We start from the raw sequence: 20,213 nt of genomic DNA on the forward strand, positions 1-20,213 counted from the left end.
AGGCATTTGTTTCGGTGCGAAGCTACCCATTCGCCCTCATAAAATCACTGGCTGGCTCTCGTGCCGGCCCCAATCTGCGCCCCTTTGATTCGCACCTTGCAACTACTGAAGCTGATAGCCGCCGACTTTCTGGCGGCCCTTTTGGCTTGGGTATGTTTCTATATCGTGCGCAAATATCTGCTCGACGAACTGACCAGTTATCAGTTTACGGGCGGGCTCGTGTTCGACCTCACGGGCTCGGCCCTGATGATTGCGGTTTTCTGGACGTTGCTCTATACCCTTATTGGTGAATACCGCGACATTTTTCGCAAGTCGCGCCTATCTGAAATCATCCGACTCGGGCAGGTTTCGGTGCTGGGCGGGCTGGTTATTTTCTTTGTGCTGCTGCTCGATGACGAAGGCGTGCAGAACTACAAGTCGTACTACAAAACCATTTCGGCGTACTTCCTGTTGCATTTCTCTATTACGGCCGTGCTGCGCACCTGGGCCGTAAGCAGCGTGCAGAGCTTAGTGCGCAACGGTACCATCTTCTTTAATACGCTGCTGGTAGGCTCCAACGCGCTGGCCCTGGAAACCTACCATGAGTTGCGCCGCAACAGCCGCCATTTGGGCTTGAGGCTGGTGGGGTTTGCGCCGGTGAGTGACACCGTTGCCCCCGAATTGGCCGCGTTGCTGCCTGCTCCCGGCTCATACCACCGCATGCCTGCCTTGGTGCGGGCTCTGAAAATAGAGCAAATTGTTATTGCCATCGAGCCCTCAGAACACCGCGTGGTAGAGGAGATTCTGACGCTGCTAGAAGGCACTCCGGCCCGCATCAGCGTGCTCCCCGACCTTTACCAGATGCTGCTGGGCTCGGTGAAAGTGAGCCATATTTTCGGTACGCCGCTCATTGAAATCAAGCAGGATTTGCTGCCGCCGTGGCAGCGAGTTACTAAGCGCATTATTGATGTGGGAGCTTCGGTGTTGTTTCTACTGCTAGCCTGGCCCATTTATGCTTTTACGGCCATCATGGTGAAGCTCTCGTCGCCGGGGCCGGTGTTTTACTCGCAGGAGCGAATCGGGCGGTTCGGGCACCCGTTCCGCATCTACAAGTTCCGCTCGATGTACACCGACGCCGAAAAGCAGGGCCCTTCCCTTAGCTCCGACCACGACCCGCGCATTACGCCCTGGGGCCGGTTCATGCGCAAGGTTCGGTTGGATGAGCTGCCGCAGTTCTGGAACGTTATCAAGGGCGACATGAGTATTGTAGGACCCCGCCCAGAGCGGCAGTTCTTCATCGACCAGATTGTGCAGTTGGCCCCGCACTACCGCCACTTGCACCGCGTCCGGCCGGGCCTCACCAGCCTCGGGCAAGTGAAATATGGCTACGCTGAAACTGTGGCCCAGATGGTAGAACGTCTAAAATTCGACATTCTCTACATCGAAAATATGAGCTTGGCCATGGACTTCCGGGTGCTGCTCTATACCCTGAAAATCATCATTGAAGGACGAGGTAAGTAGGCTAACGCGTGGCGGCTGCGAATAAGAGCAGCTTACTTGTAGAGCCTCGTTGAAAATCATTTCCTTGGTGCCGATTGTTTACTGCATCAGACCACGGCGAAACGCTAGGTTATATCATCACTACAAACAGCAATTCAACAGTGTTTACTGGTATCATAGAGTCTCTCGGGACCATCCAAGATGTGCGCCGTGAGGGCACAAACATTCATTTCATCGTAAACTCGCCTTTTGCGGCTGAACTGCAAATCGACCAGAGTGTGGCGCACGACGGCGTGTGTTTGACCGTAGTAGCCGTGGATGCCGCCGCCGGCACGCACGTAGTAACGGCTATCGACGAGACGCTGCAAAAAACCAACCTGGCACATTGGCAAACCGGCCGCCGCGTGAATCTGGAGCGGTGCCTGGCCGCCAATGGTCGCTTCGACGGCCACATCGTGCAAGGCCACGTCGACCTCACGGCCATTTGTGAATCGGTGGAGGATCAGAACGGCTCGTGGCTGTACCGGTTCCGTCACGAGCCGGGCCCCGGCCGCGTAACCGTAGAAAAAGGCTCCATCTGCATCAACGGTACCAGCCTCACCTGCTTCAACTCCACCGACGACGGTTTCTCGGTCGCCATCATTCCTTACACCTACGAGCACACCACGTTCCAGGACCTGCGCCCCGGTCATCAGGTGAACCTGGAATTCGATATTGTGGGTAAGTACGTAGCCAAGCTGCTGGGTAAGTAAGATGTTTGAAGGGGAGAAGGCTTCTGGGGCTATTATCAGATCGGCAACCCGGTAAGCAAGAGGCTAACCTGCTTAGTGAAAAGTGCGTATCAAGTGGATCGTCAACTTGTTACTTTCTTCCGCCATGCCGAAATCCAAGCGCGAACAAATAGAACCCACGCCTGGCGACAAGCGCTATGTGCGCCGCAACGCACGCGGCCAATTTACCAGCGAAGTAGATCTGAACCGTTCCTTGTCGCAGGACGACCAGCACAACTCCAAGCACACTAGCAAGCCTGGCCAGGGCGACCGGGGCGACGGCCACACCGGCAACCGCAAACCCGCTAAATAGTACTGCACCAAACAGAAAAGCCGCCGTCAATAGCTTGGTGGCGGCTTTTCTGTGGCTTCTATAGTCTTGCTTAGAAAATCTTACTAAGCGGGCCCGTGCTGGTCAGGCGTTTGTAGAGCGTGGCGAATCCCCAGGCCAGCAAACTGCCAAGTACAGCGCCGGCCAGCACGTCGGAAGGAAAGTGAGCGGCCAGGTAGATGCGGCTGTAGCTTACGATGACGGCCCACACCAGCAGCAGCCATTGGGCCACCCGGTAGCGCCGGGGCAGCACCAGCGCCATAAACACCGTGAGGGCAAAGGCGTTGGCTGCGTGCGACGACATAAACCCAAACTGCCCGCCGCAGCCGTTTACCATATTCAGGATAGCCGAGAGGTCGGGGTCGTGGCAGGGGCGGAGCCGGGCGAAGTAGGGCTTGAATAGGCGGCTGGAAATAATGTCGGCCAAGGCCACGGTAGCGCCTAGCAGCGGCAGCAGTACCCAGGCCCGGCGGCCCACCAGATACGCTAGCATCACCAGCAGTACGAAGTAGGCTGGAAACCACACAAACCGTTCGGTGAAGAACACCATCCATTTGTCCAGCCAGGGGGCGTGGTGGCGGTTGGCAGCCAGCAGCAGCCAGTTATCCAAGGATTTTAGAGCTTCTAGCAAGCGGGGCGGGGCGTTTCGGTAAGCCAGTCTACGCCTTTGCGGAGCCAAGCCTGCGTGGCAGCTTCGGGCGAATTGGGCGCAATGGGGAAGTTGTAGTGCCACTCCACTTGGGGCGGCAAGCTCATCAGGATGCTTTCAGTGCGGCCCCCGGTTTCTAACCCAAAGCGCGTGCCCCGGTCGAAGGCCAGGTTGAACTCGGCGTAGCGCCCCCGGCGCACCAGCTGCCACTGTTTCTGCTGCTCGGAGTAGGGCAGGTTGGCATTCTGGCGCATCAGTTCGGTGTAAGTGCGCCCGAAAACCTCGCCGACGGCCCGGATAAACGCAAATAGTGCGTCGGCGTCGCCGTCTTTGCCTACCGTAAGTCGGTCGAAGAAGAGGCCGCCGATGCCACGCGTTTCCTGGCGGTGGGGCAGGTAGAAGTAGTCGTCGGCCCACTGCTTGAAGCGGGCGTAATAGGTGGGGTTGTGCCGAGCGCACACCTCAGCAATCTGCTCGTGAAACCAGCGGCCCTGCGCTTCGTTCACATAAATTGGGGTCAAATCGAGGCCGCCGCCAAACCAGGCTTCACCGTTGCCGGCTTCGAAATACCGCACGTTCATGTGCGAGATGGGGACCAGCGGGCTGCGTGGGTGCTGCACTACCGATACGCCAGTGGCGAAATACTCGGGAGTAGGCATGAGCAGTACGCGAGCCGCCTGCTCAGTCATCGTGCCTTGCACGGCCGAGAAATTCACGCCGCCCTTCTCGATAATAGTGCCGTGGGTGAGCACGCGAGAACGGCCGCCACCGCCGCCGTGGTGCTGCCAGGCGTCTTCCTGGAAGCGGCCAGTGCCATCGGTGGTTTCCAGCTGCTGGCACAGCCAGTCCTGAAATTCGCGTAGCCAAGCTTCTACGCTGGCGCGCAAGGTGGCAGCCGGAGCAGCAGTAGGGAATGAAGTAAGATTCGACATAGCAGGCAAGGCGGCGCGTGGTGAGCAAGCAACGGGCCCGCTCAGAAACGGACGCTACGTAGCGCCGCCGCAGTTTTCAAGGCTGCGAAGGTACGGCTTTACTGGTTTCGGAGACGTGCAGAGGCCTCGGATACTTTATAGAACGGTTACTTTTTCCGTTCCACGCATATGTGGTCCTCATAGCTACTTTAGGCCTTTACCTCGCTAGCTGCTTCTCTAGCACCAGCAACTCCAACGGCTGCCGGGGGATGCCAAACCGAGTGTCGGTGGGGAAGGCCTCAGTGGCGCCGGTGCGGCGGTAGCCGTGCCGTTCGTACCAGGCCAGCAACTCTGTCCGCACCGAAATAACAGTAATCCGAATCCTAGAGCAAGCATTTTGGTGAGCATACGCTTCGGCTGCTTCCAGCAGGTATTTGCCGATGCCCTGGCCCTGCTGCTTGGGCGCCACCGACAGCATGCCCATATATAGCACTCCGTCGGGCTCAGGGTGCAGGTACACGCTGCCCAATAGCTGGCCCGTGGGGGCGGCGCATTGTAGAATGGTGGCCTTAGGAGCGGCTAGCAAATCGAGGAGGGCAGCCGCATCGGTGCGCTGGCCATCGAGCAAGTGTGCTTCGGTGGTCCAGCCCTGGGTGGACGCTTCGCCCCGGTAGGCGCTGTTTACCAAAGCTACCAGCACCGGAATGTCGTCCGCAGTGGCGTGTTTACTAGAGAGTTCAGTGGGCATGGGCAAGCAGACGAGGGGGGCGTTGTTGACGTATGGGTTACGCTGCAAACATACCAACTGCCTGCATCCCTTCATCCAAACCCATACTTCCGGTTTGAACCTGTAATTTCGTCGCGCCACCCACCGCCACTCTATGTCAAGCCAAGCCGCCCCCATTCTGGAACCCTCCTTCGATACCACCCAACCCACCCAGGCCACTTGGCAACGAGCCTACCGCCTGATGCACACCGCCGCTGAAATGGCCCGGCTCTACGAGGAAAACAAGGCCGTGACGGCCAAATACGTACACGCCACCGCCCGCGGCCACGAAGCCGTGCAGCTGGCCGCCGCTTTCCACCTGCGTCCTATTGACTGCGTAACGCCATATTACCGCGACGACGCTATGCTGATCGGGTTGGGTTTGCAACCCTATGAGCTGATGTTGCAACTCATGGCCAAGCGCGACGACCCGTTCAGCGGCGGCCGCACCTACTATAGTCACCCCTCATTGCGGCGCAAAGGTTTTCCGTTGATACCGCACCAAAGTTCGGCCACCGGCATGCAGGCCATTCCAGCTACCGGTATGGCCCACGGCATCAAGTACCTAGAAAGCCAGTTAGGAGCTAATGATGCTGCTTCCGTGGTGGTTTGCTCGATTGGCGACGGGGCCATGACGGAAGGCGAGGTGAGTGAGGCACTGCAAATGGCCGTGCTGCACCAACTACCCATTATCTATCTGGTGCAAGACAACGACTGGGGCATATCGGCTACTGGCCGTGAAATGCGGACCATGGATGCCTACGAATTTGCCGCCGGCTTCAAAGGGCTGCACCGCTTGCAGTTCGACGGGGCCGATTTTCAAGCCAGCTACGCCGGTATGGCCGAAGCTTTCGACTACGTGCGGGCGCGCCGCGGCCCAGTGTTGGTGCACGCTAAGTGCCCGCTGCTGGGCCACCACACCAGTGGCGTGCGGCGCGAGTGGTACCGCGGCGACAACCTCACCGCCCACAACCTACTCGACCCACTCCCGCGTCTGCATCAGCAAATGGTAGCCCTCGGCTTCACTGAAACTGCCTTAGCCATGTTGGCCGCCGATGCACGCACGACGGTGGAAGCGGACTACCAGCGTGCCCTGGCTGCCCCCGCGCCCGACCCCGCTACCTACGCCGACCACGAGTTTGCGCCGCCCGCCGTGACCGAAGAAGCTGGCGAGCGGAGCCCCGCCGGCGCCGATAAAGCGCTGATGGTAGACGCGGCCCTGCATACCATTGATGATATTCTGCGGGAGTTTCCGGAGGCACTGTTTTATGGGCAGGACGTGGGCGGAGAGCTGGGCGGCGTGTTCCGGGAGGCCGCCTTGCTGGCTAAAAAATACGGTGACGCCCGCGTGTTCAACACGCCCATTCAAGAGGCCTACATTGTGGGTAGCACGGCCGGTATGAGCGCCGTGGGGGCCAAGGCTATTGTGGAAATTCAGTTTGCCGACTACATCTGGCCCGGCCTCAACCAGTTGGTGGAAGAGCTGAGCAAGTCGTGCTACCTATCCAACGGGCAGTTTCCGGTGCAGAGCCTGATTCGGGTGCCGATTGGGGCGTATGGGGGTGGCGGGCCGTACCATTCGGGCTCCATTGAAAGCACGCTGCTCAACATCCGGGGCATCAAAGTGGTATACCCCAGCAATGCCGCCGACATGAAAGGTTTGATGCGCGCCGCCTTCCTCGACCCGAACCCGGTGGTAATGCTGGAACATAAAGGTTTGTATTGGAGCAAAGTTCCTGGTACCGAAGACGCCAAAACCGTGGAGCCCGCCGCCGGCTATGTCATTCCGCTTGGCAAAGCCGCCATAGCCCAGACTGCCGACGCGCAAAAGTTGGCTAGCGGCGAAACCTGCGTGGTAATTACCTACGGTATGGGCGTGTACTGGGCGAAAACCGCCAGCCGCCAGTTCCCCGGCCAAGTGGAAATCCTGGACTTACGCACCCTTAACCCGCTTGACTTTGAGGCAGTAGAAGCCGCCGTGCGCCGCCATGGCAAGGCGCTGGTACTCACTGAGGAGCCGCTCATGAACTCCTTCGCCGAAAGCCTAGCCGGCCGTATCCAGCGCCGCTGCTTCCGCCAACTCGACGCTCCGGTTTTCACCCTCGGCGCTGCCAATCTGCCCGCCATTGCCCTCAATGTGGACTTAGAGCGCCAAATGCTCCCCAACGCCGACAAAGTAGCCGCCGCTATAGGTGAGTTGGTGAAGTGGTAAGTTAGTGATTTAGCGGCTTGGTGAGCTTGACGTTCTACAATGCACGTTGAGCAACCAAAGCATCAAACTCACTAAGCCGCTAAATCACTAACTCACCGCTAGAAGGGGTAGCCAATGCCAAGGTTGAGGGCGGTTTGGTTGCGGTTGTTGAATATAGTAAAGTCGCGGATGGACCATTTACTACCGGGGGCGGTGGGGTCATACACCTTGGTAGCTACGTCGAGGCGCAAAATCAGGAATGTGAAGTCGAAGCGCAAACCGAAACCGGAGCCGACGGCAAACTCCTTGTAAAAGCGGTTGGCATTGAACTGCGACGCCGTAGGACCTACCCGGCGCAGGTTCCACACGTTGCCAAAGTCGGTGAACAAAGCGCCGTTGATGAAGCTATAAAGCGGAAAGCGGTACTCGATATTGCCTTCCAGCAGCAACTCGCCGGGCTGCTCGTAATTGTAGTTGCGGATGGGGTTGCCGTTCTCATCCAGCTGCAGGGCGCTGGGGCCGGGTGTCAGGTCAACCTGGTAAGTGGTGTTGGAGCCCGTGCCCAAGCGCCGCGGGCCCCAAGCCCGCACACTGCTGGTACCGCCCGCAAAAAAGTACTTTTCGTACGGAATTACGGTGCTGTTCCGGCGTAGCGGCTGCACTACCCCACCGTTCAGCCGGTACACGAAAAATGACCTGGGTCCCAGCTTGAAATAGCGCCGGTAGTCGGCATTGACTTTATAGAAATCATACACCGGAATGTTGCCCAGCGCATCCTGATACACCGGTTTCGTGACGCCACCAATTTCTACAAACCACCGGAAATACGCGGCATTAAGCGTTTCGTTGAAGTCGTTGGAATTGTAGAGCGACGTGAAGCTGAAGCTCGGAATGAATTGGCGCTGAAATGCCACTAGCACCGAGGGGTTGTCGGGGAACTGGCTGCGTAGCGAGGTAAGAAAAAGCGGATCCACCCGCAACGCGTTAACTAGACTTACGTCAATCGGCGTGAACACTAGTTGGTGAAAGGGGGTGCGCTGCCAGATGTAGTCGAACGTACCTTCCAGGGTGGTACGGGTGTATTCCGGCCTTTTTACGTAGTTATAGCCCACGTTGAAGCGGGTGCGCGGGTTGTAGCGCGACAAAAAGCGGTTGGTGCGCCAAGGCACCAGAAACTGCGGCAGAATCAAGTTAATGTTGGCACCAAGCTGGGTGGTGAGTACGTTGTCTGGCAAGCCATCTGGACTGTTGTCGTCGCCGCGGCGGTACTGGCCTTCCAAGCCGGCCCGAAGGCCTAGTTCCAGCACTTCGGCTCCGCCAAACGGGTTGCGGGCCTTGATGCGGATGTTACCGAATGGCCCCGGTAGCCCCGCCACGTAGGTACCGCCGAATTCCACAGTTTCCTGGTAGCGCTTGGCCGGGGAGGCGGCAATGTTGGCATCAAGCTGGCGGTTTAGGCTGTCCTGCTCGGTTAAGGGCCGTACTTTCTGGTAGTTGACGCTGGCAAACCGGAACACGTCGAGCTGGCTGAGCTGGCGTTGGGTGGTCTGGGTGGCGGTCAGGCTGTAATAGTCGCCGGCATCGATGGTTACCTTGCGGTTGAGCAGGCGCGGGCTGATGCGGTGCTCAAAGGCCAGGAACAGCGTGGAATCCTGCACCAGCGTGTCACGTTTCTGCCCGAAACGCACCGTGCCCGCATCGGTAATAAAGCGTACTCGCCGGATAGTGTAGCGCGCGTGGTCCAAACCAGGGCCGGGGCTGGCTACAATGGTGCGCAGCCGCACGGTGGTTGGCGCAAAGCTGGTATCTGCTTCCAGCGTGATGTACTGCTGGCGGAAATCGAAATAGCCGTCGTTTTTGAGCAGCGTTTCGATGCGGGCCCGCTCCTGGCCAATCAGCTCTTCGTCGTACTGGTCGTTTACGTGCAGCAAACTGGCGGGCTGCGAGGCTAGCACCCGGTTGGCCACCGCCGAATCGGCAATGTCGTAGTCAAGCTGGGAGTAGTGAAACGGGGCGTTTTCGGTGATGGAGTACGTCACCGTTACGCGGCGGCGGTACAGGCTGTCGGGGCCGCCCAGCAGCCGGCCTATCGAAAAGCGCTTGTCGGCTACTGTATCGGAGTAGCTGACCCTGCTGCGAAAGAAACCCTTGGATTTCAAGAACGTAGCCAGCTGTTCGGTGGTCTGGCGGGTTAGAGCCGAATCGTACACCACGGGTGCCTCGCCCAGGCGCATAATGGCGTTGCCCTTGTCGAGCACCAGTTGGAGACGGGTGGTGCGCCGCTCACGGCGGGTAAGCAGCCGACCTACTTTGGCTGAGTCGGGGCGGGCGGCCAGTATTTCCCGGCCGTATTCGGCGCGGGTGCTATCGAGCTTGCGCTGGATACGGTCGGCGTTGTAGAAGGTGCGCCCTAGCTGATAGATTGCTAGTTTTGGCAGCGGAAAGGTGCTGTTTGGCTTTTGCCGGTACAGGGCTTCGAGGCGCTCGGCATCAGCCTGCTTTACGCCTTTTAGCTCTATCTTGCTGAGTAGCTGCTGGTTGGGGCCGAGCAGCCGCAGGGGCGAGCACCCCACGGCCAGCAGAATCAGCAGCAAACTAAGTACCCCGGTAAGCGCCGGCCCTTTTTTCTTATGTATCATTCGAGGCCCGGTTGGGCGTCCGTTTACTGAAGCGTATGGTCTCAAAAGCAGTAGCAAAATACGTACACGCGCTGCACCTGAAAAAGTATCGGCTCCGGCACGAAGCCTTTCTGGTGGAAGGTGGCAAAAGCGTGCTGGAACTGCTAAGGTCCGGACTTCAAACGGAACGTGTGCTGGTAACGGCGGAATTTGCCGCAAAATTACCTGCCCAGCTTTCCAATGTACCCGTGGAGGTACTAACGGAAACCGAACTAACCAGCCTTGGCACCCTGGCTACCAACAACACCGCCCTGGCCATTGCCCGCCTGCCCGCCGAGCCCCCGCTGCAACTCGCCTCAGGTGGCCTGCTGCTGGCCCTCGACCAAGTGCGCGACCCTGGCAACCTGGGCACCCTTATCCGGCTAGCCGACTGGTACGGCCTACCCGGCGTGGTGCTCAGCGACACCTGCGCCGACCCCTGGGCCCCGAAAACCGTAGCAGCTACCATGGGCTCGTTCACCCGCGTGCCCGTTTGGCAGCGCGACCTGCCCGCTTGGCTAGCCACCTTGCCCACCGATCTGCCGGTATATGGGGCCGACCTGCACGGCGACAATGTGCATCAACTCACGCTGGAACCAACCGGCGTGTTGGTGATGGGTAGCGAATCGCATGGTCTCACGCCGGAAGTGGAGGCCCACCTCACCCAGCGCCTGCACATCCCCGGCCGTGGCCAGGCCGAAAGCCTGAACGTAGCCATTTCCGCTGCCATCCTGCTGGATAACTTTCACCGGAATAAGTGAGATGGTGAGTTAGTGAAATGGTGAGGTTGCTGTTCGTCTTGCGCAAGTGGCGCAAGACGAACAGCAACCTCACCATTTCACTAACTCACTATTTCGCCGCCTAGTGGAGCAGCGTGATGCCGAAGCTGAGGGTTTGGGCCTGGATGCCCCGGTCGTTGCTGAACAGGTCGTTGAGGTGGTATTTGCCGAACAGTTCCAGGCTGCGGATGCCGATAAACCCTTGCAGGCCGTACTGGAAGTCGTTGAGGTTATAGCTGCCCCGGTCTTTGTCTTTGCGGGTGCGGCCCTCTTCGCTGTACTTAATTTTGGTGTGCGAGCCCAACCGGTAACCAGCAAACCCCCCCGCCCCGATGCGGAAGCCGTCTTTGTCGTTGTTGCCTTTGAAGCGGAGCGAAGCCATCAGCGGCAGGTTCAGGGTCGTAACGGCCAGCTTGCTCTTGTCCAGGCTGCGGTCCGATTCGGAGGCTATGGTCGTGACGCCGTTGGTGTTGATAAAGCGGGCGTTGTTGTCGAGCATATAGTTGTTGAACGACAGCTCGGGGCCCGTCATCAGGTGGAAAGGCGAACCTACTTTACCCACCCGAATATCGTAGAGCCAGTTGAGGCTAACGTAGCGCGAGCCGACGGGCTTGAGGTCGGGCTCCATCTGGCCGGGCTGCGCCTTGACATCGGTCAGCGTGTTCAAGCCCAGGTCGATGGTGAAGTTGTTGTGCACGGCGCGGTTGCGCTCGGCCTCTCTTTTGGCTTTGCGCTTGGCCGTGGCCAGAGAATCTTTACCGTAGTCGCCTACGTGCACCGATACCCGGTCGCCGCCCTTGCCATCGGCGTTTTCTTCCACCTTCATCCCAAACACGCGGCCCATGTTCACTTCCACTTTGTCGCCGCTACGGGTGCTTTTGCTGCCTTGGTCGTTGCGCATCGTAATGCGGATCTGCTCGGGCACCTGCTTGCCGGGTTGGTCCTTGGCAGGGTAGAATTCCATGGTCACCTGCTCCGACTTGGAGTTCTTACCGGCCGTTTCGGCCTGCGTGATGTAGGTGTCGAGTAGCAGGATCAGTGAATCGAGCTTGTAAGCCCGCATTTCGCGCAGTTGCTGCTTGTTTTTCACGAACAGCGTCATGGTGGCCTGGTTGGGTAGCTTCACCACAATAGTATCATCAAGGTGGTGGGCAGGGAAGGCAGGGCGAGCAGAGGTAGAGCGAGCGAAGGAAGGAGAGGCCAGAGCTAGCATCAGGGAGGCGGCTAGCAAGGAGGAGAGGCGTTTCATGACGAAGGGAAGATTAGAGTTGAATCACTTTGGTTATGGTGCGGCCGGCTACACGGGCTTCCACCGTTACAGTTTCGGGTAGTCCGGTCTCAGCCAGACTTACCCGGTCGCCTTTTACCACATTGCGGGCTTGGCGTAACAGAATACCCCCTAGGCTGCGGCGGTTTTCGCTGGCGGCCGTAGCTACCGTTGGCGTTTCGGTGCCGCGCCGTACTTCCACCTCAATCGGGCCGGTTGGAGCGGCGGCTAAGGCAACAGTGGCTACCTGCGGCCGGGGAGCAGGTTCCGGGGTAGCTACCAAGGCCGAACGCTCCGGTTGCGTCGTGGGGGTGGTAGCGGCCAGAACCTCGGGGGCAGGAGGCGTAGGCTGTGGTTTCAAGGCGGCGGAAGCCCGGCGGCTTTCCTGGTTGCGCGGGCCGCTTGTGGCGGCCAGCTGTTTTTGCTCTGGGGCGTGCACGCTTTTCGAGCGGTGAGGTAGTGCGGCTGGGTCCTTGGCAGCAACTGCTTCTGTGGGGCTAGATGCGGAACTGGTGGGTGGGGTTGCCTGGGTGGTAGCGGCTATTTCTTCTTTTTTTTCTGTGTCAGCAACGGCCTGTTTTTGCGAGTTAGTGGCAGCGGGTTGCGTGGTAGTAGCCAGCGGAGCGGGGCCGCTAGTATGCCCCAATTGCAGCCACAGAATGCCACTTACCAACAGCAGGGCTACGGCGGCAGCAGTGGCCCACATCCAAAGCACGGGACGCTTTTTAGCGGGTTGCAGCTCTTCTTCGAGTTGGTTCCAGAGGTAGGCCGGCGGGGTGGGCGCGTGGCCCTCCAGTCGGTCCCGAAACAGCTTATCAATATCTTCCGGTTGCATAGAGTTCTTTCGGTGAAGCGTTGGAGGAAGGAGTGGCCGTTTGGCTGGCGGCTACCAGGCGGCGCTGGAGCATGGCCCGCGCCTTGCTGAGCTGCGACTTGCTGGTACCTTCCGATATGCCCAGCAGTTCGCCAATCTCAGGATGGGTATACCCTTCCAGGGCATACAAGTTGAATACCGTACGGTAGCCGGCGGGCAGGTCGGCCAGCAGCGCCAGCATGTCGGCGGCGTTGAGCTGGCTTTCGGCTTCGGCGGCCGTGGCTGGTACGTCGTACGTCAGGTCGTCGATGGCGAGGTGCAGCGGCTCCTTGCGGCGGAGCATGCCTAGGGCCTCGTTCACCATAATCCGCCGAATCCAGCCCTCGAAGCTGCCCTCGTGCCGGTACTGGGTCAGGGCCCGAAACGTTTTGGCGAAGCCGCTGAGCAGGGCCTCTTCCGCATCTTCGCGGCGGCGCAGGTAGCGCAGACACACGCCCAGCATCATGCCCGCGAACCGCTCGTAGAGCAGCTTTTGGGCGCGGCTACTGCCTTGGCAGCAAGCAGCTATGAGGTCAGCATCAGTCACGGGGTAGGCCTAAAGTTCAAACAATACTAGCGCGTTTGGTGGGGTAGATGGTAGCTTGGGGGGAAGGGTTGCCTGAAAAAGAAAAATAAATTGTACTGCATGCAACCCCGGTTTTAAGTGCGGCCAGAAGTTAGGTAAGCAAAGCCACCACAGGGAGCGTAGAACGGGTTTTATCGGCGGGGCGGGCTACAGGAGTATATTGCCGGCCATGAAAGGCTTTTCCTTGTTTATGCGCGCCAACAAAAGTGTTACGGGTACGCGGCCTAGCGTGGCGGGGTACGCTCTGGTAGGAGCAGCTTGCTGCGTTGCGCTTGCCGCCAACCACGCTCCTAAACCTATGCCGGCCGCCGACAGCGCGACAGTACCTGCCAGAAGCCGCAAAAAGCTGCTCTTCGCTGACCAGTTCAACACGCTGGATACGCTGCGGTGGCGCGTAGAAATAGAGCCGCTGCCCAATTCCAGCGTGTATGCCAAACAAGGCAAGCTGGTGCTGAATACGCAAGGCGGCGTGACAGTCTGGCTAAAACAACCACTGCGCGGCAACCTGCAAATTGAATACACCCGCAAGGTGCTGGTAGCAAACCAACCCAACGACCGGCTTTCAGACTTGAACCAGTTCTGGATGGCCAGTGAGCCTACTGGCACTAGTCTCGCCAAACGCAGCGGCAAGTTCGAAGACTACGACCAGCTTCCGATGTATTATGTGGGCATGGGCGGCAATACCAACACCACCACGCGCTTTCGCAAATATCAGCGCAATGGCACCCGCACGCTTCTACAAGAGTACACCGACGTTGCGCACCTGTTGGCCCCCAACCACGAATACAAAATCAAAACCGTGGTGCAGAACGGTACTACCAGCTTTTGGGTGGATGGCCGCTGTTTTTTCACCTACCAAGACCCGGCCCCGTTGCCGGAAGGGTACTTCGGTTTCCGCGCCACCAAGTCCCGCCAAGAAATAACGGACTTGCGCGTGTACCAGCTGGAATAGAGGCGTCATAGCCAGTTCGACCACCGAATAAGTGCTCTGTGGCTCCTCTTCTTAACTTACTTTTTACTTCCCCGTAGTGCCGCCATTTCTTCTTTCCCGCCGCGCCTTCGTTCGAAGTTCCCTGTTTGCTGGGGCCTCACTTTCTTTGGTGCCGGCTTGGGCTGCAGTCCTGGCTGAGGGCTCTTCAACTGCCGACGCAACCAACCAGGTGCCGCTCCGCTGGCTAACCGATGCCCCTCTACGCCGGGCTGCGGGCGTTACCTGGGGCGTGCCCTGGCCCAAAGGCAAACACAAGCCTAGTACCAGATTCACCCTGCGCAACCAGCAGGGCGAGGCACTGGCGGTGCAAAGCTGGCCGCTGGCGTTCTGGCCCGACGGCTCCCTCAAATGGTCGGGCCACGCGGCCTACTTGGAGCCGGCGCGCTCGGCTGGTTTGTCACTTCGGGCCGGCAAAGCCGCTACGTCTGGCGGCATCCACATCACGGAATCAGCCACCGCTGTAACCATTGATACCGGCAAAATCCAGTGTCAAGTGAGCAAGCAGGGTACTGCCTTCCTGAGCATCAGCCAGGGCGGGCAGGCACTGGTAACCAACGGCCGACTGGTGCTGCTCACCCAAGACAGCGTAGACACCGAACAGGCCGGCGCGGTGCACACTCAGGAATTCACTGGCGAAATCAGTGGCTTAACCGTGGAGCAAACCGGGCCGGTGCGGGTTGTGGTGAAGCTGGAAGGCAAGCACCGCCAGGGCCAGCGCGCGTGGTTGCCTTTCGTGCTGCGCTTGTACTTCTACGCGGGTAGTGAGGCCGTGCGCATCATGCACACAATTACCTACGATGGCGACGAATCCCGCGACTTTATCAAAGGCCTGGGAATTCGCTGCACGGTGCCGCTGAACGCGCCTTTGCACGACCGGCATATTCGGTTTGTAGGCGAAGACAAAAGCGTTTTTGCGGAGGCGGTACGAGGCCTGACCGGCTTGCGGCGCGACCCCGGCCCGGCCATTACTGATGCGCAAGTGGCCGGCAAAGCCACCCCAGATACCAAGGAATTTCCGGCGGCGGTGGCCCGTAACCTGGAATACATTCCCGCTTTCGGCGACTATACGCTGGTGCAGCCCTCCGCCGACTCGTTCACGGTGCGCAAGCGCACCCGCCCAGGGTTTACCTGGCTCAACGCTGCCACTGGCCGCCGCGCCGCGGGCCTGGCCTACGCTGGGAGCCCCACGGGCGGCCTTGCGTTTGGCATCCGGAACTTCTGGCAGAGCCACCCTGCCCAGCTCGACATCCGCAATGCCGCCACCGCCCAGGCCGACGTTACCCTGTGGCTGTGGGCCCCCGACGCGCCTCCAATGGATTTGCGCTTCTACCACGATGGCTTAGGGCAGGACACCTTCGCCAAGCAGCGCGAAGGCCTCGATATCACCTACGAAGACTACGAACCCGGTTTTGGAACCCCAAAAGGCGTGGCGCGCACCAGTGAGTTGATGCTGTGGGCGCTGCCCGCTACGCCATCAGCCCCCGAGCTGGCTGCCCTGGCTGAAGTGCTGCAAGCACCGCCCGTGTTGGCTTGCACTCCCGCGTATCTGCAAGCCCAAGCCGTGTTTGGAGGCAACTGGAGCGTGCCCGACCCGGCCGTGCCCGCCAAGGCCGCCATCGAACAGCAACTAGGTAAGTACTTCGACTTCTACAAGAAGCAGGTGGATCAGCGTTCCTGGTACGGGTTCTGGAACTACGGCGACGTGATGCACAGCTACGACGAAAGCCGGCACGTCTGGAAGTATGACATCGGTGGCTTTGCCTGGGACAACTCCGAGCTGTCCACCGATATGTGGCTGTGGTACTACTTCCTGCGCACCGGCCGCGCCGACGTATTCCGGATGGCAGAAGCCATGACGCGCCACACCGGCGAGGTAGATGTGCACCACCTCGGGCAATTCGCACCGCTAGGCTCCCGGCACAACGTGCTGCACTGGGGCGACAGTGCCAAGCAGCTACGTATCAGCACCGCCGCCAACCGCCGCTTTTATTATTATCTGACGGCCGATGAGCGGGTGGGGGACTTGCTGCGCGAACAGGTGCCCGCGGCCAAGGCGCTGCTCGCCATCCAACCCGGCCGCAAGCTCCCCCAAGACGACCCGCGCAAATCAGGGACCACACCCACCGAAGCGTATTGCTCGTTCGGCACCGACTGGGGCGCTATTGCGGCCGCTTGGCTCACTGAGTGGGAGCGAACCGGCAGCTCGCAAATCAAACAGAAGCTGCTCAACAGCATGCGCACCCTAGCGGCGCAGCCCCATGGCTTTTTCACCGGCAGTGCACTGCTGGATGTGGAAACCGGCAACTTCCGTTTATCAACCGATACCAAGCCGTACGCCCAGCACCTGAACGCCGTGTTTGGACTGCCCGAAGTCTGCGCGGAACTGGTAGCCCTGGTGGATATGCCAGCGTTCAAGCAAGCATGGCTGGCGTACTGCGAGCTATACAACGCCTCAGAAACAGAGCAGGCGGCTCGGCTCGGTGAATCGTTGGGCAAGCTCAACCTTCGGCAGGGCCACTCGCGACTTACGGCGTATGCGGCGGCACAGCAGAAAGATAGAAAGCTGGCAGAACGCGCTTGGCATGAGTTTTACCACGCCTCAGGCGGCTTCACCAGCCATCAGCCTGCCCGCCAGCTGCAAGGCCCACAGGTACTGAATCCGGTGGAAGAAATTCCAGACGTCTCAACGAATGCGGTAGCGCAGTGGGGATTGGCCGCCATCCAGTGCCTAGCGTTAGTTGGAGAAGTAATTCCAGGCTAGTAACGGTTGTGGTTCTGGCAAAAGCCAGCCGATGATTAGGTGTAAGCTCATTAAAAAGGCCCTTCGGACTGTCCGACACTCAGCAGAGCCAGATAGTCCGAAGGGCCTTTTAATGAGCCAAGAGAACGGCTATTAGTACTGCCCAACGCTGAGCATTACCAGCGTACAAGCTTCTTCCGTCCGGATGCCCCGTTCGTGCGCCAGGCGCTCCAATTCGGGGTTTTCGGTACCGGGGTTGAAGATGATGCGCTTAGGGTTCAAATCCAGGATGTAGTCGTACCAGGTGGGCTGGTTTTGTGGGCCCACGTACAGCGTTACGGTATCCACCTCATCAGCCGTGGGCCGGTCGGTGTGAATGTCGAGGCCTGCCACCTGGCCTTTCCGGATGCCGACGGGTACCACTTCGTGGCCGTGGTTTTTCAGTTGATGCACGGCCCGGTAAGAGTAGCGGGCCGGATTGTCGCTGGCGCCGAGAACGAGAGTCTTTTTCATAAGCTGTTAGCTAGTAGCCGGTGGCTGTTAGCTTTTTGGTGAGGTGAAATCAACCTAATTAATAAACCTATTACGCAAATCGTGGCGTCGCAGCTAACCGCGAATGGCTGCCAGAACCGCTTCGGCGCACCGCTCACCGTCCATGGCCGCCGACACAATGCCGCCGGCGTAGCCTGCACCTTCGCCGCACGGGAACAGGCCCTGCACCTCAGGGTGTTCCAGGGTGTCCCGGTCGCGGGGGATGCGGACGGGGGAGGAGGTCCGGCTTTCCACGCCCACAATCTGGGCGGCGTTGGTGGCGTAGCCCGGTATTTTCTGCCCGAAGTTGCGGAAGCCCTGCCGTAGTCGTTCCGCCAAGCCCGCACCCAGCACGTCGTCCATGGACACGGGCACCAAACCGGGCTGGTAGCTAGTTTCCAGCAATTCTGCTGATACCTTGCCTTTCAGAAAGTCGCCGAGGCGCTGCGCCGGGGCTAGCTGGGTGTTGCCAGCCAAGCGGCAGGCGCGCTGCTCGATTTGCTCCTGAAGCCGTAAGCCGGCTAGGGCACCATGCTGGCGAAGGTCCATATCTTCCAACTCAATAGCCGTAACGATACCGGAATTGGCAAACCGCGAATCGCGGCGGCTGGGGCTCATGCCGTTTACTACCACCTCACCGGGCGCGGTGGCCGCCGGCACAATAAAGCCGCCAGGGCACATACAGAACGAAAACACGCCCCGCTGCTTGCCCTGCCACTGCGTTTGGTGTACCAACGAATAAGACGCGGCCGGCAACGGTCCGCGTTCCGGCAACCGGTATTGCGCCTGGTCAATCAGCTGCTGCTGGTGCTCGACCCGCACGCCCAGCGCAAACGGCTTGGCCTCGATAAGCACGCCGCGCCGGTGCAGTAACTCGTAGATGTCGCGGGCAGAGTGGCCGGTGGCTAGAATAACGGCATCGGCTTCCAGTGCCTCGCCCGAAGTCGTAACCACGCCTCGCAGCCGCTGGTTTTCCAGCACCAAGTCGGTTACGCGGGTATCGAAGCGCACCTCGCCGCCGGCCTGCCGGATACTGTCGCGCAGGGCGGCTACCACCAGCGGCAGCTTGTTGGTACCGATGTGGGGGTGGGCGTCCACCAGAATATCGGGGGTGGCGCCGTGCTGCACCAACAGGCGCAGGATGCGGCCAACGTCGCCACGCTTGGTAGCGCGGGTATAAAGCTTGCCATCGGAATAGGTGCCCGCGCCGCCTTCCCCGAAGCAGTAGTTGGAATCGGGGTTGACGAGGTGCTCCTTGTTGAGGGCGGCCAAGTCGCGGCGGCGGGTGCGCACATCCTTGCCCCGCTCCAGCACCACCGGCCGAATACCCAGCTCAATGGCCCTTAACGCCGCAAACAGCCCCGCCGGGCCGGCACCCACAATCAGCACCGAGCGCCGGGCTTGGCTGACATCGGGGTACTGAAACCACGGGCCGAATAAGTCAGCAGGAGGGGCCGTTGGGTAGATATCAGCGCGTAGGCGCACTAGCGGCTGCCGCCCACGGGCGTCAATGGAGCGTTTGCGCAGGTGCACAAAATCGGCTTCGCCGGGGGTTAGGCCCGCAGCGGCCAGCAGTGCGCGGTAGCGCGCAAATTCGTCGTAGGCTTCTGCCGGCGGCAGCAACACCTCGATTTCTTGCTTGAAGTCAGACATACAGCAGGCGAAAGGTGGTTATCCTTTTAACCAGGGGGTAATGAAAATTGAAATGCAAAGGTACGAAGCAGGCCGGCTGCAAAAAGCCGGTCCTCCCTAGCTAGAGCTGCCGCTACACACGAGGTGCGGCTAACTGCCTGCCAGGGAGGACCAGTTGACTGGGTGGCCTATTCGTTGCGGAAGGAAGACTCGGCGCTGTCCGCTTTTTTGCGAGGCCAGAATTTTTCCATGGATTGGTTGAAAGTGTCGAGCACTTGGGCCCGTACTTCGCCAGAGCTGTTGCGCAGCAGCTTGCCCAGCATGTGCCGGTACATTTCAGTGGTGACTTCCAGGCCTTTGGCGCTCACTAGGCCGTGGTGCAGCAAGTCGCAGTTGGTAGCTACGGCGTTGGCCATCGATTCGGTGAGCTGCTCGCGGGCCTCATCGGCTTCTTCAAATGATTTTTCCAAACGTGCCTTTAAATCAGGTTGGTACTGCTGGTCCATTGTTAAACAAACAAAGTCAGTGTAGTGGAATGCTATTGGGCCCTCTAAACCGGGACAGAAGCAAAAAAGGTTCAGTATATAGTGCTAGACACAGCGAGCTACGGTTGGTTTCCAGTTTATTAACTGGTAATGAGCTGGTTGTCCTCTGTTAAGAAATACTACGCGGGCGTGATTTGCTCTTGTAAAATTCGTATTGGGCGCTTGTCCTGATCGATTGCTACGAAGGTGAACAGCCCCGAAACCGCTTTGTGGCGCTCTTCGGAGTACATCTGCTCCACAAATAAATCTACGCGCACTTGCAAGCTGGTGTTACCCACCCGTACCACGCTGCCAATCAGCTCCACGAGGCTGCCGCCGGGAATCGGGTGAGTGAAATCCACTTTGTCGGACGACACCGTGACCATCTTGAGGCGGCTGAACCGGGTGGCCGTAATAAAGGCTACCTCGTCCATCATGTGCAGGGTAGTGCCCCCGAACAGGGTGTCGTAGTGGTTGGTGGTATTAGGGAAAACGGCTTTGAAAACGCGTGTTTCGGCGCGGGCAATTTTTTGGTCGAGTAACTCAGACATCAGCG

At 59.4% G+C, this 20,213-nt stretch carries 18 protein-coding genes; 7 read left to right on the forward strand and 11 right to left on the reverse strand.

What is annotated here, in order from left to right; translation table 11 throughout:
* Nucleotides 1-84 precede the first annotated feature (84 nt).
* The 3 genes from G536_RS0117920 to G536_RS0117930 all read left to right on the forward strand — a co-directional run bounded on the left by G536_RS0117920 (nucleotide 85) and on the right by G536_RS0117930 (nucleotide 2,562).
* The gene (locus G536_RS0117920) at nucleotides 85-1,500 is read left to right on the forward strand and encodes a sugar transferase (protein ID WP_022824983.1); all 1,416 of its coding nucleotides are present in this window, start codon (nucleotides 85-87) and stop codon (nucleotides 1,498-1,500) included.
* Between the two features lie 140 nt (nucleotides 1,501-1,640).
* Nucleotides 1,641-2,231 (forward strand): riboflavin synthase, encoded by a 591-nt coding sequence (locus tag G536_RS0117925; RefSeq protein ID WP_026880332.1) that lies wholly within the window; start codon nucleotides 1,641-1,643, stop codon nucleotides 2,229-2,231.
* Between the two features lie 124 nt (nucleotides 2,232-2,355).
* The gene (locus G536_RS0117930; protein ID WP_022824985.1) at nucleotides 2,356-2,562 is read left to right on the forward strand and encodes a hypothetical protein; all 207 of its coding nucleotides are present in this window, start codon (nucleotides 2,356-2,358) and stop codon (nucleotides 2,560-2,562) included.
* A gap of 70 nt (nucleotides 2,563-2,632) precedes the next feature.
* Here G536_RS0117930 and G536_RS28655 read toward each other — a convergent pair whose 3' ends face one another.
* The 3 genes from G536_RS28655 to G536_RS0117945 all read right to left on the reverse strand — a co-directional run bounded on the left by G536_RS28655 (nucleotide 2,633) and on the right by G536_RS0117945 (nucleotide 4,888).
* A complete protein-coding gene (locus tag G536_RS28655) occupies nucleotides 2,633-3,190 on the reverse strand; it encodes a phosphatase PAP2 family protein (RefSeq protein WP_051167007.1) in 558 nt (185 codons plus the stop codon).
* A 14-nt stretch (nucleotides 3,191-3,204) separates the two neighbouring features.
* A complete protein-coding gene (hemF, locus tag G536_RS0117940; protein WP_022824987.1) occupies nucleotides 3,205-4,161 on the reverse strand; it encodes an oxygen-dependent coproporphyrinogen oxidase in 957 nt (318 codons plus the stop codon).
* 196 nt (nucleotides 4,162-4,357) lie between these two features.
* Complete coding sequence (locus G536_RS0117945) at nucleotides 4,358-4,888, reverse strand: GNAT family N-acetyltransferase (RefSeq protein ID WP_022824988.1); 531 nt, start codon at nucleotides 4,886-4,888, stop codon at nucleotides 4,358-4,360.
* Between the two features lie 133 nt (nucleotides 4,889-5,021).
* On the opposite strand from G536_RS0117945, the gene G536_RS0117950 reads away from it, so the two are divergent.
* Complete coding sequence (locus G536_RS0117950) at nucleotides 5,022-7,118, forward strand: alpha-ketoacid dehydrogenase subunit alpha/beta (RefSeq protein WP_022824989.1); 2,097 nt, start codon at nucleotides 5,022-5,024, stop codon at nucleotides 7,116-7,118.
* Nucleotides 7,119-7,216: 98 nt separating this feature from the next.
* Here G536_RS0117950 and tamL read toward each other — a convergent pair whose 3' ends face one another.
* Nucleotides 7,217-9,736: a translocation and assembly module lipoprotein TamL gene (tamL, locus tag G536_RS0117955; RefSeq protein ID WP_022824990.1), complete on the reverse strand. Its 2,520-nt coding sequence runs from the start codon at nucleotides 9,734-9,736 to the stop codon at nucleotides 7,217-7,219.
* Nucleotides 9,737-9,771: 35 nt separating this feature from the next.
* Here tamL and G536_RS0117960 point away from each other — a divergent pair, with 35 nt between their 5' ends.
* Nucleotides 9,772-10,515 carry a TrmH family RNA methyltransferase gene (locus G536_RS0117960; protein ID WP_022824991.1) on the forward strand — a complete coding sequence of 248 codons (744 nt, stop codon included), beginning with the start codon at nucleotides 9,772-9,774 and terminating at the stop codon, nucleotides 10,513-10,515.
* 100 nt (nucleotides 10,516-10,615) lie between these two features.
* Here G536_RS0117960 and G536_RS0117965 read toward each other — a convergent pair whose 3' ends face one another.
* The 3 genes from G536_RS0117965 to G536_RS0117975 are packed head-to-tail and all read right to left on the reverse strand — an operon-like array spanning nucleotide 10,616 to nucleotide 13,200.
* Nucleotides 10,616-11,782, reverse strand: a complete 1,167-nt coding sequence (locus G536_RS0117965; protein ID WP_022824992.1) for an outer membrane beta-barrel protein — start codon at nucleotides 11,780-11,782, stop codon at nucleotides 10,616-10,618.
* 13 nt (nucleotides 11,783-11,795) lie between these two features.
* Nucleotides 11,796-12,635 carry a hypothetical protein gene (locus tag G536_RS0117970; RefSeq protein WP_022824993.1) on the reverse strand — a complete coding sequence of 280 codons (840 nt, stop codon included), beginning with the start codon at nucleotides 12,633-12,635 and terminating at the stop codon, nucleotides 11,796-11,798.
* Entirely contained in the window at nucleotides 12,616-13,200 is a 585-nt protein-coding gene (locus G536_RS0117975; RefSeq protein WP_022824994.1) for an RNA polymerase sigma factor, read from the reverse strand. Before G536_RS0117975 ends, G536_RS0117970 begins: the two co-directional genes overlap by 20 nt.
* 208 nt (nucleotides 13,201-13,408) lie before the next feature.
* On the opposite strand from G536_RS0117975, the gene G536_RS28660 reads away from it, so the two are divergent.
* Both G536_RS28660 and G536_RS0117985 read left to right on the forward strand, forming a co-directional pair.
* Entirely contained in the window at nucleotides 13,409-14,191 is a 783-nt protein-coding gene (locus G536_RS28660) for a DUF6250 domain-containing protein (protein ID WP_022824995.1), read from the forward strand.
* Between the two features lie 76 nt (nucleotides 14,192-14,267).
* Complete coding sequence (locus G536_RS0117985) at nucleotides 14,268-16,991, forward strand: exo-rhamnogalacturonan lyase family protein (RefSeq protein WP_022824996.1); 2,724 nt, start codon at nucleotides 14,268-14,270, stop codon at nucleotides 16,989-16,991.
* A gap of 132 nt (nucleotides 16,992-17,123) precedes the next feature.
* Here G536_RS0117985 and G536_RS0117990 read toward each other — a convergent pair whose 3' ends face one another.
* The 4 genes from G536_RS0117990 to G536_RS0118005 all read right to left on the reverse strand — a co-directional run bounded on the left by G536_RS0117990 (nucleotide 17,124) and on the right by G536_RS0118005 (nucleotide 20,208).
* The gene (locus G536_RS0117990; RefSeq protein ID WP_022824997.1) at nucleotides 17,124-17,483 is read right to left on the reverse strand and encodes a CoA-binding protein; all 360 of its coding nucleotides are present in this window, start codon (nucleotides 17,481-17,483) and stop codon (nucleotides 17,124-17,126) included.
* 93 nt (nucleotides 17,484-17,576) lie between these two features.
* Nucleotides 17,577-19,154 (reverse strand): NAD(P)/FAD-dependent oxidoreductase, encoded by a 1,578-nt coding sequence (locus G536_RS0117995; protein ID WP_022824998.1) that lies wholly within the window; start codon nucleotides 19,152-19,154, stop codon nucleotides 17,577-17,579.
* 167 nt (nucleotides 19,155-19,321) lie between these two features.
* Nucleotides 19,322-19,603: a hypothetical protein gene (locus G536_RS0118000; RefSeq protein WP_157530740.1), complete on the reverse strand. Its 282-nt coding sequence runs from the start codon at nucleotides 19,601-19,603 to the stop codon at nucleotides 19,322-19,324.
* 194 nt (nucleotides 19,604-19,797) lie between these two features.
* Nucleotides 19,798-20,208 (reverse strand): acyl-CoA thioesterase, encoded by a 411-nt coding sequence (locus G536_RS0118005; RefSeq protein WP_022825000.1) that lies wholly within the window; start codon nucleotides 20,206-20,208, stop codon nucleotides 19,798-19,800.
* Between the last annotated feature and the right edge of the window lie 5 nt (nucleotides 20,209-20,213).

This window comes from Hymenobacter norwichensis DSM 15439, from assembly GCF_000420705.1.
GTDB lineage: Bacteria > Bacteroidota > Bacteroidia > Cytophagales > Hymenobacteraceae > Hymenobacter > Hymenobacter norwichensis.

Bases quoted from the DNA above. Each gene is read 5' to 3' on its own strand.
- G536_RS0117930 (WP_022824985.1), top strand. From the start codon at position 2,356: ATGCCGAAATCCAAGCGCGAACAAATAGAACCCACGCCTGGCGACAAG.
- hemF (WP_022824987.1), bottom strand. From the start codon at position 4,161: ATGTCGAATCTTACTTCATTCCCTACTGCTGCTCCGGCTGCCACCTTG.
- G536_RS0117945 (WP_022824988.1), bottom strand. From the start codon at position 4,888: ATGCCCACTGAACTCTCTAGTAAACACGCCACTGCGGACGACATTCCG.
- G536_RS0117950 (WP_022824989.1), top strand. From the start codon at position 5,022: ATGTCAAGCCAAGCCGCCCCCATTCTGGAACCCTCCTTCGATACCACC.
- tamL (WP_022824990.1), bottom strand. From the start codon at position 9,736: ATGATACATAAGAAAAAAGGGCCGGCGCTTACCGGGGTACTTAGTTTG.
- G536_RS0117960 (WP_022824991.1), top strand. From the start codon at position 9,772: ATGGTCTCAAAAGCAGTAGCAAAATACGTACACGCGCTGCACCTGAAA.
- G536_RS0117965 (WP_022824992.1), bottom strand. From the start codon at position 11,782: ATGAAACGCCTCTCCTCCTTGCTAGCCGCCTCCCTGATGCTAGCTCTG.
- G536_RS0117970 (WP_022824993.1), bottom strand. From the start codon at position 12,635: ATGCAACCGGAAGATATTGATAAGCTGTTTCGGGACCGACTGGAGGGC.
- G536_RS28660 (WP_022824995.1), top strand. From the start codon at position 13,409: ATGAAAGGCTTTTCCTTGTTTATGCGCGCCAACAAAAGTGTTACGGGT.
- G536_RS0117990 (WP_022824997.1), bottom strand. From the start codon at position 17,483: ATGAAAAAGACTCTCGTTCTCGGCGCCAGCGACAATCCGGCCCGCTAC.
- G536_RS0117995 (WP_022824998.1), bottom strand. From the start codon at position 19,154: ATGTCTGACTTCAAGCAAGAAATCGAGGTGTTGCTGCCGCCGGCAGAA.
- G536_RS0118005 (WP_022825000.1), bottom strand. From the start codon at position 20,208: ATGTCTGAGTTACTCGACCAAAAAATTGCCCGCGCCGAAACACGCGTT.